Source organism: Microbacterium sp. NPDC059771, from assembly GCF_042732495.1.
GTDB classification, from domain to species: Bacteria; Actinomycetota; Actinomycetes; order Actinomycetales; family Microbacteriaceae; genus Microbacterium; species Microbacterium sufflavum.
Window position 1 is genome coordinate 1,442,059 of record NZ_JBHWHK010000001.1, and the last position, 15,549, is coordinate 1,457,607.

15 protein-coding genes are annotated in these 15,549 nt (G+C 72.2%); 4 read left to right on the top strand and 11 right to left on the bottom strand.

The features are described from left to right. Positions 1–34: 34 nt before the first annotated feature. On the top strand, positions 35–850 hold the full coding sequence (locus tag ACFV3I_RS06880) for an SDR family NAD(P)-dependent oxidoreductase (RefSeq protein ID WP_136034199.1): 816 nt from the start codon (positions 35–37) through the stop codon (positions 848–850). 35 nt (positions 851–885) lie between these two features. Here the strand turns inward: ACFV3I_RS06880 and ACFV3I_RS06885 are convergent, their stop codons facing one another. From ACFV3I_RS06885 to ACFV3I_RS06920, 8 genes are all read right to left on the bottom strand, one after another. Further along, a complete protein-coding gene (locus tag ACFV3I_RS06885; protein WP_136034197.1) occupies positions 886–1,536 on the bottom strand; it encodes an HAD-IA family hydrolase in 651 nt (216 codons plus the stop codon). A gap of 29 nt (positions 1,537–1,565) precedes the next feature. Beyond that, entirely contained in the window at positions 1,566–2,258 is a 693-nt protein-coding gene (locus ACFV3I_RS06890) for an ABC transporter ATP-binding protein (protein WP_378822611.1), read from the bottom strand. Beyond that, entirely contained in the window at positions 2,255–4,027 is a 1,773-nt protein-coding gene (locus tag ACFV3I_RS06895) for an ATP-binding cassette domain-containing protein (protein WP_136034193.1), read from the bottom strand. Before ACFV3I_RS06895 ends, ACFV3I_RS06890 begins: the two co-directional genes overlap by 4 nt. After that, positions 4,014–4,874, bottom strand: coding sequence for a branched-chain amino acid ABC transporter permease (locus ACFV3I_RS06900; RefSeq protein WP_136034191.1), 861 nt, complete (start codon positions 4,872–4,874; stop codon positions 4,014–4,016). Before ACFV3I_RS06900 ends, ACFV3I_RS06895 begins: the two co-directional genes overlap by 14 nt. An 81-nt stretch (positions 4,875–4,955) precedes the next feature. Next, on the bottom strand, positions 4,956–6,125 hold the full coding sequence (locus tag ACFV3I_RS06905) for an ABC transporter substrate-binding protein (protein WP_136034190.1): 1,170 nt from the start codon (positions 6,123–6,125) through the stop codon (positions 4,956–4,958). 50 nt (positions 6,126–6,175) lie between these two features. After that, positions 6,176–6,565 carry a nuclear transport factor 2 family protein gene (locus tag ACFV3I_RS06910; protein ID WP_136034188.1) on the bottom strand — a complete coding sequence of 130 codons (390 nt, stop codon included), beginning with the start codon at positions 6,563–6,565 and terminating at the stop codon, positions 6,176–6,178. Between the two features lie 15 nt (positions 6,566–6,580). After that, positions 6,581–7,369 (bottom strand): MoaF C-terminal domain-containing protein, encoded by a 789-nt coding sequence (locus ACFV3I_RS06915; RefSeq protein ID WP_136044488.1) that lies wholly within the window; start codon positions 7,367–7,369, stop codon positions 6,581–6,583. A 376-nt stretch (positions 7,370–7,745) separates the two neighbouring features. Then, on the bottom strand, positions 7,746–8,702 hold the full coding sequence (locus ACFV3I_RS06920) for a helix-turn-helix domain-containing protein (RefSeq protein ID WP_136034184.1): 957 nt from the start codon (positions 8,700–8,702) through the stop codon (positions 7,746–7,748). Positions 8,703–8,805: 103 nt separating this feature from the next. Between ACFV3I_RS06920 and ACFV3I_RS06925 the strand changes: the two genes are divergently transcribed. Further along, the gene (locus ACFV3I_RS06925; protein WP_378822612.1) at positions 8,806–9,996 is read left to right on the top strand and encodes a DUF998 domain-containing protein; all 1,191 of its coding nucleotides are present in this window, start codon (positions 8,806–8,808) and stop codon (positions 9,994–9,996) included. Positions 9,997–10,011: 15 nt separating this feature from the next. Here ACFV3I_RS06925 and ACFV3I_RS06930 read toward each other — a convergent pair whose 3' ends face one another. Beyond that, positions 10,012–10,869 (bottom strand): MurR/RpiR family transcriptional regulator, encoded by an 858-nt coding sequence (locus tag ACFV3I_RS06930; protein WP_136034182.1) that lies wholly within the window; start codon positions 10,867–10,869, stop codon positions 10,012–10,014. 135 nt (positions 10,870–11,004) lie between these two features. On the opposite strand from ACFV3I_RS06930, the gene ACFV3I_RS06935 reads away from it, so the two are divergent. Both ACFV3I_RS06935 and murQ read left to right on the top strand, forming a co-directional pair. Further along, the gene (locus ACFV3I_RS06935) at positions 11,005–11,898 is read left to right on the top strand and encodes a BadF/BadG/BcrA/BcrD ATPase family protein (RefSeq protein ID WP_366626952.1); all 894 of its coding nucleotides are present in this window, start codon (positions 11,005–11,007) and stop codon (positions 11,896–11,898) included. Next, a complete protein-coding gene (murQ, locus tag ACFV3I_RS06940; protein WP_378822614.1) occupies positions 11,888–12,823 on the top strand; it encodes an N-acetylmuramic acid 6-phosphate etherase in 936 nt (311 codons plus the stop codon). The genes ACFV3I_RS06935 and murQ overlap by 11 nt, the downstream gene beginning before the upstream one ends. 38 nt (positions 12,824–12,861) lie before the next feature. On the opposite strand, the gene ACFV3I_RS06945 is transcribed toward murQ, so the two are convergent. Then, complete coding sequence (locus tag ACFV3I_RS06945; protein ID WP_205828207.1) at positions 12,862–14,850, bottom strand: primary-amine oxidase; 1,989 nt, start codon at positions 14,848–14,850, stop codon at positions 12,862–12,864. A 94-nt stretch (positions 14,851–14,944) separates the two neighbouring features. Next, on the bottom strand, positions 14,945–15,529 hold the full coding sequence (locus tag ACFV3I_RS06950; protein WP_136029017.1) for a TetR/AcrR family transcriptional regulator: 585 nt from the start codon (positions 15,527–15,529) through the stop codon (positions 14,945–14,947). Positions 15,530–15,549 lie beyond the last annotated feature (20 nt).

A 15,549-nucleotide genomic window follows, 5' to 3' on the forward strand; every position in this document is an offset into this window, starting at 1 on the left:
GCCCCGCGCGCCAGAACACACAACAGGAGCACACATGGCAACCGTGGTCGGATCGAGCGTCTCCGGACGCGTCGTCGTCATCACCGGAGGCGGCACGGGCATCGGTGCCGCCGTCGCGGAGCGCTTCGCGGCCGAGGGCGCGCACGTGGTCGTGGTCGGCCGTCGTCCCGAACCGCTGCAGGAGGTCGAGCGGGCGGTCGGCGCCCTGCCGATCGTGGCGGATGCGGCCGACACCGCCTCCGCGAAGGCCGCGGTCGCCGAGGTGCTCGCGCGCTTCGGCCGCATCGACGTGCTGGTCGCGAACGCCGGCGGCCACGGCTTCTCGCCCGTCGCCGAGACCGACGACGCGAGCTGGGAGGCCGCGATCCGCGCGAACCTCACGACCGCGTTCACGATGGCCCGCGAGGCCCTGCCGGCGCTCATCGAGGCGAAGGGCCAGGTGGTGGTCGTGTCGTCGCTCGCCGGGCTGTTCGCGGGGCCGTCCGTGGCCGGATACACGGTCGGCAAGCACGCGCTGATCGGCCTCACCCGCACGCTCGCCCGCGACTACGGGCGGCACGGGGTGCGCGTCAACGCCATCTGCCCCGGGTGGGTGCAGACGCCGATGGCCGACGAGGAGATGGACGAGTTCGCGTCGCACGCGGGTCTCGGCTCCCGCGAGGAGGCCTATGCGACGGTCACGGCCGACGTGCCGCTGCGGCGTCCGGCCCGCCCCGCGGAGATCGCCTCGGTCGTGCGGTTCCTCGGCTCGGGGGAGTCGTCGTACATCACCGGTGCCGTGATCGTCGCGGACGGCGGCTCGCACGTGGTCGACGTCCCCACGATCGCGTTCGACCACGCCGGCATGTGACCAGGGGCGCGGCGGCGGGTGCCGTCGCCGCGTCGTCAGCCGATGCGCAGCTCGAAGCCGTCGTCGAGGTGCGTCAGGGTCACGGCGGTGAGGTCGTCGACGTGCACGGTCGGCGCGTGCGCCCCCGCGTGCCGGCCCACCCCGACCACGCGCATGCCCGCGGCGAGCCCGGCCTGGATGCCCGCGCCGGAGTCCTCGAACACGACGCACTCGGCCGGAGCGACGCCGAGCATGCGGGCCGCCAGCAGGAACCCCTCGGGGTCGGGCTTCGACGCCGACACGTTCTCCGCGGTCACCGCCAGCTCGGGCACCGTCAGCCCCGCGGCCTGCATCCGGGCGGTCATGAGCGCCACGTTCGCCGAGGTCACGATCGCGTGCGGCACCGTCTCCAGCGCCGCCAGCAGCCGGTCGGCCCCGGCGATGCCGACCACGCCGTCCACGTCGCCGGCCTCGGTGGCGAGCATGATCTCGTTCTCGTGCAGGTTGATCGCGTGGTCGCGCTCGGGCAGCAGGATCGCCATGCTCTGATGGCCCTGGCGTCCGTGCACCACCCGCAGCACCGTCTCGGGGTCGAGCCCGTGCGGTTCCGCCCACGCCAGCCACAGGCGCTCCACCACGGCGGTCGAGTCGACGAGGGTGCCGTCCATGTCGAGCAGGGCGGCGCGGGCGCGGAGGATCTCGGTCATCCGCTCAGGCTAACCCCCGGCAGCCCCTCTCAGCCGCCGAGGTAGGCGCGGTGCAGCAGGGCGGGGTCGTCCTGCAGCGCCTGCGGGTTGCCCTGGAACGACACCCGTCCGCCGGCCACGACCACCGCCTCCTGCGCGAGCCCGAGGGCCAGCTGCGTGAACTGCTCCACGAGCAGCACGCCCACCCCGGACTGCGCGATGGCCTGCACGATCGGCATGAGCCGCAGGAACACGACGGGGGCGAGGCCGAGCGACATCTCGTCGATCAGCAGGATCCGCGGTTTCGCGGCGAACGCCCTCGCCAGGACGACCATCTGCTGCTCGCCGCCGGAGAGCAGCGCGGTGGGGGCGTCGATGCGCTTCTCGAGCTCGGGGAACTGGGCGAGCACGGCGTCCACCTCGGCCGGGGTGCGCGCGGTGAGCGAGAGGTTCTCGCGCACGGTCAGTGACGGGAACACGGCCCGCCCCTGCTCGATGTGCACGATGCCGCGGCGGGCCCTGGCCACCCGGGACAAGCGGTCGATGGGGTCGCCGTCGAGCGTGATCGTCCCGGCCGAGTGCGGCGTCACACCCGACACCGACTCGATCAGGCTGGTCTTGCCCGCGCCGTTGGGGCCGACCAGGGCGAGCACCTCGCCGCCGGACACCCGCAGCGACACGTCGGAGATCACCGGTCCGGCGCCGCGGCTCACCGTGACGCCGTCGAGCACGAGTTCGCTCATGTCAGCAGCTCCGTCTCTCCCATGTACGCCTTCACGACGTCGGGGTTCGCGAGGACCTCGGCCTGCGGACCGCTCGCCAGCACGCGCCCGAAGTCGAGCACCGTGAGGGTCGGGCACACGGAGCGCACGAGGTCGAGGTCGTGTTCGATGATGATGAGTGCCACGCCGTAGCGGGCGGGCAGCTCCCGCAGCCGCGCGGCGAGCGCGAGATGCTCCTCGTGCGACAGCCCGGCGGCGGGCTCGTCGAGGATGAGCAGCCGCGGACGGGCGGCCACGTTCGCCGCGACCTCCACCAGCCGCCGCGTCCCCACGTCCACGCTCGACAGGCGGGAGCGCGCGGGCGGGCAGCCGAAGAACGCCAGCACCTCGTCGATGTCGGCCGCCGCCAGCCGGCGTCGCGCGACGAAGCGCACGTACGCGCCCACCGTGAGCGCGGGCGGCACGCGGTCCTGCTGGAACGTGCGGCGCAGTCCGAGCCGGGCGCGCCGCGTGGGGGAGAGCCCGGCGAGGTCGCGGTCGCCGAGCAGCACCCGGCCGTCGTGCTGCGGCAGGAACCCGCTGATGGCGTCGACGAACGTGGACTTGCCCGCGCCGTTCGGCCCGATGAGACCCATGATCGACGCGGCGGGCACCGTGAACGACACGTCGTCGAGGGCCTTGAGTGCCCCGAACTGCACCGTGAGGCCGTCGACCGTGAGCACGGGCGCGCCGTCGAGGGCCGCCTCGTCGACGGTCGCGGTGGTCGTGGTGGTGATGGCGGCCGCGTCGGCGGCGGCGTCGTCGGGCAGCGCGGTGAGGTCGGCGTTCGCCGTGCGGCGGTCGGCGCGGCGGTAGATCAGGTTGCGGATGCCCTGGCCCAGGTTCGTGCCGCTGGTGAGGGCCTGCACGCCCAGCACGCCGAACACCACGAAGCCCCAGTCCTGGGGCACGCCCCAGCGCTTGAGCAGCTCGGGCACCAGCACCCACAGGAGCCCGCCGAAGATGGCCATGTCGATCAGGTGCGCCCCCGACATGATCGCCAGCACGTACAGCGCGAGCGACTGCAGCGGCGTGAAGCTCGACGCGAACGGCAGCTGCACCTGCCCGGCGAGCAGCCCGCCGGAGATGCCGCCGAGGGCCGCCGAGACCGCGAACGCGGTGAGCTTGGCCGAGCGGACGCTCTGACCGGCCGCGGCGGTGCCGCGCTCGGAGAACGCCACGGCCTTCCAGCTCGCCCCCCAGCGGCCGCGCTGGAGGAAGAACACCCCGAGCGCGCACACCGCGAGCACGATGATGGAGAGGAAGAAGAACTGCCGGTCGTTGGAGAACAGCCCGGGGCGCTCGACCGCGATGCCGTCGGCCGATCCGGGGAACTGGATCTGCACGAGCGTCACGTCGGCGGCGGCCGCGAAGCCCAGCGTGACCACCGCGAGGTTCACCCCCCGCAGGCGCAGCGCCGGCAGCCCGACGAGGATCCCGACGAGGCCAGCCGCGACCCCGCCGCACACGAGCCAGACGAGGAAGCCGCCCGGCGCCTGCATCACGTTCAGCAGCGACACGATCCACGCGCCGACCGCGGCGAACGTGAGCTGGCACAGGGCGATCATGCCGGCCGAGCCGGTCACGATGCCGAGTCCGAGGATCGCGATCGCGGCGGTCACCGCGCTGATCGCGAGGAAGACGAAGTACCCGGGCAGGGCGGCGCTGAGGATCGCGCCGGCGCCGATGCCGAGGGCGGCCACGGCGAACGGCCAGGTGGTACGGAACCAGGGGCGGTCAGCGAGCGGCATCCCACACCTCCTTGCGCTGCGTCCAGAGCAGCAGGACGACGATGAACAGGAACGGGAGGAAGTTGCGCACGAGCGCGACCTCGTCGATCTGGGCGACGAGCCCGCCGAGCACGCCCAGCACGAGGCCGCCGACGACGGCGAGGTCGAGACGGCGGAACCCGCCGAGCAGCGCGGCGGCGGCCGCGGGGACGATCAGCATCGACAGGCTGGTGGCGTCGTTGGACTGCGAGGGCGCGACGATGATGATCGCGATCGCGCTGATCACCCCGGTCACGAACCACACCGCGATCGACAGCGGACGCGAGCGGATGCCGAGCAGCTCGGCGGTGGTGGGCCGCTCCGACAGGGCGCGCAGCTGCGTGCCCACCCTGGTGCGGCGCAGGACGACCCGCACGACCACGGCCGTGACGATCGCCATGAGCACGGTCGCGACCGTGACCTGGCTGATCACGACACCCCCGAGGGAGAAGGCGGGACCGGCGATGATGGGCGTGAACGGCTGCGGCTTGTTGCCGAACAGGATGAACGACAGCGAGATAAGCAGCAGCAGCGGGCCCACGGTCATGGCGGAGCGCGTGGTGGTGGAGGCCTCGGAGAGCCAGGTGGCCGCGATGAAGCCGATCGCGGCGGACAGCAGCCCCGCCACCAGCACGCCCAGCACGGAGCCGAGCCAGATGGGCAGCCCGAGCTCGCGCACGAACCAGACGGCCGTGAACGCCCCGAACATGCCGGTCGCGGCCTGCGCGAAGTTCACGACGCGCACGAGCCGCGACATGAGGGTGAGACACACGCCGAGCACGGCGTAGAGGCCGCCGGCGGCGAGACCGGCGATGGCGCCTTGCAGCATCAGGCGTCCTTTCTGGTGAGGGGGAGGGGTGTCCGACGGGCTCGGCGACCGGGCGGGTCGCCGAGCCCGTCGACGCGGGGACTACTCGCCGATGCGCAGCCAGTCGTCCGCGACCTTCTCCCAGGCGTTGGTGCCGGACTTCAGGATGATCGGCCAGCCCGCGGTGTTCTGCGTGCCGAAGGCGTAGGGCGTGCCCACCATCGGGTTCTCGATCGGCTCCATGCTCTTCAGGGCCTCCGAGACGCTCTCGCGGGTGATGTCGCCGTCGATGCTCTTGAGCACCTCGATGAAGTACGTCGCCGCGAGGTAGCCGCCCTGGCTGAACGAGGTGAGCGGGATGTCGTTGGCCTCCATCAGCTTCCGCCAGTCGGCGTTGATCTCGTTGTCGTCGGTGAACGGGTAGAACTCCGCGGGGACGTAGATGCCCGCACCGGCGTCGTCGATCGCGTCGGCGAAGTTCTCGCTGTACACGCTGGTGAGGTACAGCCAGGTCACGTCGTCCCAGCCCTGCGCGTTCGCGGCCTTGACCTGCCCGATCGCGTCGGGCTCGACCGGGTTGATCGCGAGGGCCTTGCAGCCCTGGTCGCGCGCCTTGACGATGTAGGGCGTGTAGTCGGACGCGCCGTACGGCACGGTGTCGTCGATGTACTTCGGCTCCTTGCCGGTGATCTCGGTCCACTTGTCGATGGCCGCCTGATACGTGGGGCGGGTGGATCCGGCGATCTCCAGCAGGATGCAGATGTCGTCCAGGCCGAGCACCTCGGAGCCGTACTGCAGCGTGAGGGTCATGTCGTTGAACGGCCCGACGTTGGCGGGCGAGATGTTGTCGCTGTCGAAGCAGCCGGTGTCGACGCCGATGCCCGGCAGAGACAGGATGCCCTCCTGCTCGTAGTACTTGGCGTTGATCTCGCACTCGATCAGGCTCGCGGAGCCGACCAGCGCGACGGCTCCGTCGCTGCCGACGATCTCGCGCGCCGAGGCGGTGGCCGTGGCCGGGTCGCCCTTGTCGTCGAGCATCTTGTAGTCGATCTTCCGGCCGTCGAGCCCGCCGTCGTCGTTGAACGCGTCGAAGACGGCCGCGGCCGCCTGCGAGGCCTCGGGGAATGTCGCCGGGCCGCTGATGGTGTTCACGGATCCGACGACGATGGGGGCGCCGTCGCCCCCGCCTGCGCCGTCCCCGCCGGCGCAGCCGGCGAGAGCGAGGGCGGCCACGGCGAGGACTGCCGCGGTGCCGGTTGCTCGTCTGTTCATGTGCTTCCTGCCTCTCGTGTTCGGTGGTGCTGTGTCGCGTTCGTGGGTGGTCAGTCGCGCAGCGCGCGGTTCACGAGCTCGGTGTCGGTGAACTGCTCGAAGGCGACGATCTCGCCGCCCGCCACCCGCCAGACGTGGGCGACGCGGGCGGCGAAGAAGCGCCCGGTGCGCTTGTAGGTGCCGGAGTAGGTGCCGATCCCCACCACGACGTCGCCGCCGTCGACCACCTCGTCGATCGCGACGGTGTAGTCGTCCCACTCCTCCTGGATGCGGCCGAACACGTTCTCGGCCACCGCCTCCGGGCCGATGTAGGTGCCGGCGTAGGGGAAGCCGGCGGCCTCCGTCCACTCGATGTCGGCGGCGAACGGGGCCAGCATGCCGTCGAGGTCGCCGCGGTCGTTGGCGGCGTAGTGCTCGCGCACCAGGTCTGCATCGCTCATCGGGGTCTCCTCGGGTCAGACGGGCTGCACGTCGGGGTAGGCGACGGCGCCCAGCGGGTAGATGTGGCCGCCGGCGCGGGAGTGCTCCGACTCGCCGTCGCCGTTGAGGCCCAGGAAGATGCCCGTGGTCATCAGCTGATAGCCGAGGTCGTGCAGCCACACGCTCGCGACCGCGATGCGGAACTCGCGGAAGCAGAACAGGTACAGGCCGTCGGCGAACTTCCACACGGTCGACAGGTCCATGTCGCCGTGGCCGCGCTGCACACCCTCCAGGCACTGCCAGGCGTAGCGCTGGCTCGACACGTACACGTGCTCGTACAGGTGGTGCGGGCTGTAGCGGTAGACGTTGCGCTTGCCGATCAGGTCGCGGCTGGGGCCCGGCACCTCACCCGTCGCCTCGCCGCCGTCGATCGTCGCGGCCCAGAAGTCCTGCCCGACCTGGGGCGTGCCCTCCACGGCCTCCGCGGCGATGCGGGAGCGGACGACGGTCGCGCGACGGGTCGAGGTGCAGAACACGATCGTGAGGGCTTCGCGCTCGCGGCTGGTGAGCGGCAGGTTGACGAACACGACGTCGTCGCGCACGCGGACCGCGTCGTACGGGTCGCGGCCCGAGGCGCCGAGGCCGTCCCAGTGCGCCGACTCCTCGTCGAAGCGGAGCGCGAGGCTGCCGCCGTCGTCGAGGGTGAGCGTGAACGCGGTGCCGGCGAGTCCGGTGTTCGGCAGCCGGTACGTGTCGATGCCGGCGGCGAACTCGTCGTAGGTGCGCCACTCGTCCAGCGCGGGGTCGGCGGTGATGTCGGTCATGGGGGTCCTGACGTCGCACGCGGCGGGGCCTCCTCGCCCCGGGCACCGCGTCATCGCGGTGCGCTTGCCTCATGCTCGATCCGGGCCCGGCAGCCGCTCAAGCGCGCGCTCCCCATCGCGCGCCGAGAGTCAACCGGCGTGCCCTCCCGGGCAAGTCCGGTGCGGTGCGTCCCGGGGTGGGGCCGCGGGGTGCGGTGTCGTGCGGTGGGGCCGGGTGTGCGGGGTGGAAAAGGGGCCGGGGGTGGGGGCGGGAGGCGCGTTTGTGATCCCGGATGCGGCGGGTGCGGGGCGTCCGCGGGGCCCGGGGTGGGAAACGGGCCGGGGGTGGGGGTGGGAGGCGCGTTTGTGATCCCGCACCGCGGGCCAGCGGACGGGGTCAGTGGGCGGTGCGGTACTCGCTGGGGGAGATGCCGTAGGCGGTCTTGAACGCGCGGCTGAAGTGCGCGGCGTCGACGAAGCCCCAGCGGGCGGCGATCGCGGCGACGGGGCGGTCGGCGAGCATCGGGTCGAGCAGGTCGCGGCGGCACTGCTCCAGGCGGCGCGTGCGGATCCAGGTGGAGACCGTGACACCCTGCTCCTGGAACAGCCCGTGCAGGTGCCGCGTCGAGATGAAGTGCGCGGCGGCGATGGTCGCCGGGCCCAGATCGGTCGAGGCGAGGTTCCGGTCGATGTGCGAGCGGATGCGCTGCATGAGGGCCCGGTGCGGATCGGCCGAGGCCTGATCGAGCCCGAGCTCGCGCGTGAAGACGGTCGTGACCAGGTCGAGCGCGCTGTGCGCGAGGCGGGCGCCGGTCGTGCCGGCGAGCTGGTCGAGGTTGCCCGCGAGCTGCGTGAGGTACGGCACGACCATGCCGCCCAGCCCCTCCTGCCCCGAGATGCGCACGGCCGTGAGCTGCCCGATCATGTCGGCGGGGAGGCTGATGAGGTGCTTCGGGAACATCACCACCATGGTGCGGAAGTCCTGGTCGAACACGAGCGAGTACGGGCGGTCGGTGTCGTACACGGCCAGGTCGCCGGCCTGCAGCACGGCCTCCCGGTCGTCCTGGATGAGCAGCCCGGTGCCGGCGAGCATGAGGCTCACCTTGAAGTACGAGCGGTCACCGCGGGCGATCAGCTCCGACGTGCGCTCGACCACGTGGGAGGTGGCACGGATGTCGTTCACGTGCACCTCGTCGACCGAGGCGCCGCGGATCACGCCGCGGAACTGGTCGGCACCCGCGGTGGTGACCTGGAGGGGGACGAAGGACTCCGAGACGGCGGCGCGGAAGTCGCTGATGTTGCGCGCGACCAGAGTCGACACCGATTCGGCGGGGGCGGCGAGTGCACCGTTCATGACTGATCACCTCGGGCTGGTGGAACGACGACGTTGTATACGATCCGTTCCGCGATGGTATCACCGGGACCGCGCGAAGGGGATGCCTTCTAGGATGTGGACCGTGAGTGACGGGGCGATGAGGATGCTCGCGGATCGAGTCCTGCGGGTGCTGCGCCAGGTGCGCGGACCGGGCACACCGGAAGCGGTGTACGAGGCGACGGCCCTCATCGTGGGCGCGGCGTTCCTGGTGCTCGGGTTCGTCGTGGCGCTGCCGGTGTTCTGGGGCCATCAGCTGTCGATCAGCGGCACCGGGTCGATCGGCGTGTTCGCGGCGTACGGAGGCGCGGCTACCGCGGCGCTCGCGTTCGCTCTGGGGCGCCTGGCGGTGCGGCCGGAGCAGCCCGACCCCACCGCCGTGCGCGACGGCTTCAGCGTGCCGGGCGACCGGCTGCGCTGGTACGACCTGCTCGCGATCGCCTTCGCCCACGCCGCGATCGCCTACCTGGGCTGGCTGGGCATCGCGGAACTGCTGGAGCGCAGCTTCGTGGATGCCCCGGTGTTCCCGTTCCCCGGCGCGATCCTGATGGCGGTGGCCTTCGCACTGACCGCGTACGTGTCGTTCCTCAGCGCGGTGGCCCTCACGCCGATGGTGCTGTCGCTCGTGCTGGCGGTGTTCCTCGTGGTCGGGGCGTTCGCGAGCATGCTGGCGTCGAGCGACGTGCACTGGTGGCGCGACAACCTGTCGGCGCTCGGGATGAGCAGCAACAGCGCCTCGGTCGCGTTCAACGCGACGCTGGTGATCGCGGGGGTGATGGTCACGACCATCGCGCGGTATGCCACGGCCGGGCTGCCCGCCGACGATCAGGCCGAGCGGCGCGGACGCCTCGTGGTGCGCGGCGGCCTGATCCTGATGGGCATCTTCCTCGCGTGCGTCGGGCTCTTCCCGGTGGACGAGTTCTTCCTGCTGCACAACACGGTCGCGACGGGCATGGCCGTGGTGTTCGCCGTGGTCGTGGTCGGGCTGCCGTGGTTCCTGCCCGCCATCCCGCGGGTGTTCGTCGGCCTCGGCTGGGCGTACGTGCTGGTGATCGTGCTGCTCGGGGCGTTCTTCGCGGTGGGGTACTACAACCTCACCGCCGTGGAGCTGATCGCGGCGGTGCTGATCTTCAGCTGGATCATCGTGTTCCTGCGCACGGCGGGCTCGATCGGGCAGGGCGTCACCGGTGCCGGTGCCGGTGCGGGTGCGGGGGAGCGCGTACCGGCAGGACCGGAGGCGGCGATGCCGGCGGAGGCGGAGACCGGACGCGGCTGAGGCGCGACGGCGCGATCAGTCACGCAGGGCGTGCGTGGCCTGGCGGGTGCGACGCAGGGCGTCGACGGTCTCGGCGTAGCGTCGCTTGGCCACGCCGATGAACAGGCAGTCGACCAGGGTGAGCTGCGCGATGCGGCTGACCATGGCCCCGGCGCGGAAGGCCGACTCCCGCACCTCGGTGAACAGCGCGTGATCGGCGGCGTGCGCGAGCGGGGAGTCCTTGGCCGAGGTGACGGCGACGGTCGCGGCGCCGTTCGCGCGCGCCGTCTCCAGGAACCGCACGGTCTCGATCGTCGAGCCCGCGTGCGAGAAGCCGATCGCGACGGTGGGGGCCGCGTGCAGCACGGTCGCCGCGACGGCCTCGTGCGGGTCGGCGAGCACGTGCGCGTTGCGGCCGACGCGCAGCAGCTTGTGCGCGAGGTCCTCCGCCACGAACTGGCTCGCGCCGATGCCGTACAGCAGGATGCGGTCGGCGCCGTCGATCGCGTCGATGGCGGCTTCGAGCACGTCGAAGTCGAGCTGGGCGACGGTCTCCTCGATGGCCAGGAGTTCGAGCGCCGCGAGCTTCGACACCGCCTCCTGCAGCGTGTCCTCGTCGGAGATCTCCGAGCCGAAGGCGCCGCGGGCCGAGAACTGCGCGGCCTCTTTGCCGAGCTCGGTCGCCAGGGCCATGCGCAGCGGGGCGTAGCCGCTGAAGCCGATCGCGCGGCAGAACCGCACGACGGAGGCGACCGAGGTCTGGCACTCCTCGGCGAGCTCGTTGATGGTCTTGTCGATGACGATCGAGGGGTTCTCGCGGACCACGGTCGCGATGCGGGCGAGCGAGGGCGGCAGCGTCGATGCGGCCGCTTCGATCGTCGACTGGATGCTCAATCGGTCCTCCGGGGATGTGGGATTCTCAAGTATGTCGTGACGGGGGTCGTGACAAGAATGGTAAATTCTTTTCAGTGAGTCTACTTCGCATGTAGTCTCTTTTCGTCATATCCACCGCGTCCCCGAGGAGAGCCGATGAGCGCCCCGCCGACCGCCACCGTCGATCTCGGCAAGTCCCGCTGCCGCGTCGTCGTGCACGCGGAACCGCGCGTGGAGCGCTCGGGCCTCGGCGCCCCGGGTCTGGCGTCCGCCGGCGGCGTGACCGCGGCCCTCGACGCCATCCTCCCGCTGCTCGACGGGCTCCCGCGGCTCGATGCGATCGGCGTCGGAGCGGCCGGCGCGTGGTTCGCGCCGGACGCGGCCGTCGAGCTCGCCGGTCTGCTCGCGGCGCGCACCGGGGCCCGCGTCGCGGTCGCCTCCGACGTCGTGACCGCCCACGCCGGAGCACTCGACGGGGGAGCGGGCGTGCTGCTCATCGCGGGCACCGGCGCCGCGGCCCTCGGCATCGACGCGGACGGCGCGCGGCTGATCGACGGCTGGGGCCCGGAGCTCGGCGACCTCGGCAGCGGCTCCTGGCTCGGGCGCGAGGCGCTGCGGGCCGTGCTCCGCGCCGCCGACGGCCTGGCCGGCCCCACCGCTCTCACCGCCGCCGTCGCGGGACCCGTCGGGGCCCCGTCCGACGTGCAGGCCTGGCTCGCGGGCGACGGCGCGCTCGCCCGGCGCCTGGCGACCCTCGCCCCGCTCGTGCTCGACGCCGCCGAAGCCGGAGACGACGTCGCCGCCGCGATCGCGACCGAGGCCGTGCGCCTGCTCACCACCAGCGCGGTCGCCGCCTCCGCCGTCACGACCGACGTGGCCGTGCACGGCGGGCTCGCCGATCACGCCTGGTTCCGCGACACCCTGAGCTCCTCCCTGCGTGCGGCCGGCCGTCGTGTCGTCCCGGCGCGGGGCGATGCCCTGGCCGGCGCGCTGCTGCTGACCCGCCGCGTCGACCTCCCTCACGAAAGGTTCGTGCACCGTGCCGAATGACGACTCCCGCCTCGCCGCCCTCCTCTCCGTCCTGGAGACGCTCGACACCGAGGCGTCGACGACCGAGCGCGGCGACCTCGACCTGCTCGAGACGACCGAGCTCGTGCGCCGCATGAACGCCGAGGACCGCCGGGTGCCCGAGGCCGTCGCCGAGCGGACGGCCGAGATCGCCGCCGCGGTCGACGGCATCACGGAGCGGTTCCGCCGCGGGGGACGCCTGATCTACATCGGCGCGGGGACGGCCGGGCGCATCGGCGTGCTCGACGCCAGCGAATGCCCGCCCACCTTCGGCACCGACCCCTCCATGGTGGTCGGCCTGATCGCGGGCGGCGAGACCGCGATCCGCTCCGCCGTCGAGAACGCCGAGGACGACGAGGAGGCCGCCGGAGACTCGCTGCGCGCGCTCGACCTCACCGAGCGCGACACGGTGGTCGGCATCTCCGCGTCCGGTCGCACGCCGTACGTCGTCGGTGGGCTCGAGTACGCCCGCAGCGTCGGCGCGCTGACCGTGGCGATCGCGTCGAACGCGAACTCGGCGATCGGCGCGGTGGCCGACATCCCGATCGAGGTCGTGACCGGGCCCGAGTTCATCTCCGGCTCCACGCGCCTGAAGTCGGGCACGGCGCAGAAGCTCGTGGTCAACATGCTCACCACGCTCTCCATGATCAAGCTCGGCAAGACGTACCGCGGCGTCATGGTCGACCTGCTCGCCACCAACGAGAAGCTGCACGCGCGGTCGATCCGCACCGTGTCGCAGCTGTCGGGGGTCGGCATCGACGAGGCCGCCTCGGCACTGCAGCAGGCGCAGGGCTCGGTCAAGCTCGCCCTGCTCATGCTCGCCACGGCTGCTCCCGCCGAGACCGCCGCGACCGCGCTCGCCGGTGCCGACGGCATCCTCCGCGACGCGATCTCCGCCCTCGCCTGACCCCGCCCGCGACGGATGCGGGCGGAGGACGCGGCTCGTCAGTGGCCGCAGGTGCAGTCCGCCCCGCCGCCGCAGCACGACGAGGCCGCGGCGCCGCCGTGGGCCTGCGACGACTCGGGCACGTCCATCGCCGGGTTCTGGTCGAGGAAGCCGTAGGGCTTGAACCAGAAGCCCGCATAGTCGACGGGCATGATCGGCCAGTCCTCCGGGCGGGGGAAGTGCGTGAGGCCGAACGTGTGCCACAGCACCAGATCTTCGCCGTCGATGCGACGGTCGCCCGCGCTGTACTCGGGGAGGCCGGAGCCGCCCTGGTGCGCGTTGGGGTAGCGGCCGGCCGGCCAGATCTGCCCGTGCTCGTAGCGCGTCGCCCACAGGTGCTTGGTCGCGAACGTCGCCCGCGCCGCCACCGACGAGGCGGGGTCGGCCATCAGCAGTGCGGTCGGCTCCGGCACCAGGTGATAGGCGGTGGGGCGGCCGACGTGGTTCGTGCGCGAGGCGCTCTGCACCTCCCACACCCGGGCGACCGAGGTGTCGGCCTCGCGCTGTGCGGCGTGCTCGGTCTCCAGCACCGTCTCCGACCAGGAGAACGCGTTGCCGAAGGGGTTCTCCGGTCCCATCGGCACCCGCTGCGCGTCGACCTCGACGAGCCGGTTGTCGGAGCCGTCGATCGCCACGTCGAGCCGGGCGCAGAAGAGGTGCTGGTGCACGGGGGCGAACACCCCTGGCGCGAGCTCGGTGGCGTGCTTCTGCCGCACGCCCGGCTCCCCGGCGCCCGCGAACACGATGCCCGTGGCCTTGGCGACCACCTCGATCGAGCCGTCCAGTCCGAAGTTCCAGTAGAAGCCGTAGTCGTAGTTGCCGATCGTGGAGAAGTACGACACCACGAAGCGCCGGGAGCGCCGCACGTCGGATCGGCCCGCGAGATCGGTGTGCTTCCACAGGATCCCGAAGTCCTCCTCGTGCATGCAGATCACGTTCGGGATGCGCACCGGGTGGCCGTGGTCGTCGGCGACGTAGCCGTCGAGGTAGCGGATCACGCCGAGGCAGTCGCACCCCAGTTCCAGGTGGTTGGCGTTCTTGCCGAGCAGGTACTCGCCCGCGTCGAAGTAGCTGATCCAGAATCGCCCGGGGGCCGTGTCGCCGTAGGGCACCACCATCTCGGGCACGCTCGCGCGGTGCAGCACGGAGCGCCCCTGGAACGAGACGTCGTGCAGCACGAGGCCCTCGCGGGCGTTGAAGCCGACGCGCATCGACCAGCCCTCCCACTCGACGAGCGAGCCGGACACGTGGAAGCTCGTGCCCTGCGGCTGGGTGATCTCGATGGGCATGAGCGTCGTGCGCGCCTCGCCCTGCACCTCGGGGTAGTAGTTGCCGTGACCGGCGGGCACCGGCACATCCCCCTCGTCCTCCACGCGGATCACGCTGTTCGCGGTGAGGTCGATGTGCACGATCAGGCCCTCGACCGGGTGTGCCCACGGCGAGTCGTTCTCGTCGTACTTGAGGAAGGTGAGCGAGCGGATGACGCGGCGGCCTACCTCGTCGGCGCGACCCGTGTAGCCGGGGGCGAGGGGGGAGCAGAACGCGAGGTCGATGTGCTCCGCGAGGCCCCGTCGCTCCATGGCGGCCCGCCACTCGGGCGACGCCTTCGCGATGGCCTCTGCCCGCTCGTACTCCTCGAACAGGTACTGCGGCTGACCGTACGGCGGGGCGTCGTTGGGCACGCGCTCGCTGCGCACGATCTCCCCGCGCGTGATCGACACGATCACCTCGGTGGCGACGCCCGTGGCGGTGTCGAGCAGCGTCACGTCGGCGCGGCGATCGATGGGGGAGCCGGGGCTCCACGCCGCGAGCTCCTCCTTGGTGGCCTCGTCGGGCAGCAGCATCGGCACGCGGGTGGTCTCGGTCATCAGTCCGGCCGCCTCGAGCACCGCGCGGGCGGCGGCGATCTCGGCACCGGTGAGCGGGTCGAGCGGGTGCGGAACCGCGATCTTCTCGACGGAGACGGGCTGCGGGGCGTGGTGGGACATCGTCGACCTCACTATTTTCGAGCGAACGCTCAAGAAACGGGATGGCACGATGATAGGCCGCGCGGACGCGCGTGCACAAGCGCCGGCTCGCGGGTCAGGCGCGCCAGGGGGCGAGGATGCCGTCGAGCACCGCCAGGTGGGCCGCGGCGGGCTGCGGCTCAGTCACCTCGACGATCTGCTGGCCGTACGTGATGGAGCGCAGCAGCGCCATGACCGCCGCGGTGGGCGTCTGCGGCCGCAGCTCTCCGTCGTCGACCGCCTCCTGCAGGGCCTCGCGGATGCTGTCCTGCCAGGTCGCGAGGGTCGGGGAGGCCGCGTCGGGCGCGGGGGCGAGCGTGGCCAGGCGCCCCCAGAACCCCACCACGACGTGCGCCTCGGTGCGGGTGCGCTCGTCGACCGGCAGCACCTCGCGCATCAGGGCGTCGAGGCGCGCGAGGCCGCGCAGTCCCGCGGTGGCCTCGGCGATGCGCTGGTCGGTGCGGCGGGTGACCTCGGCGGCGGCCGCGCGGACGACGTCGTCGAACCCGTCGAAGTAGTGCCACAGCGAACCGGTGGCCACCCCGAGCTCCTTCGCGACCGCGCGGGAGGACACGCTCTCGTGGCCGTCGCGGGCGGCGACGGCGAGCAGCGCCTCGGCGATCTGCCGGCGGCGCTCATCGTGGTCGACGATGCGGGGCACGTGCCCATCCTCTCGTAGAC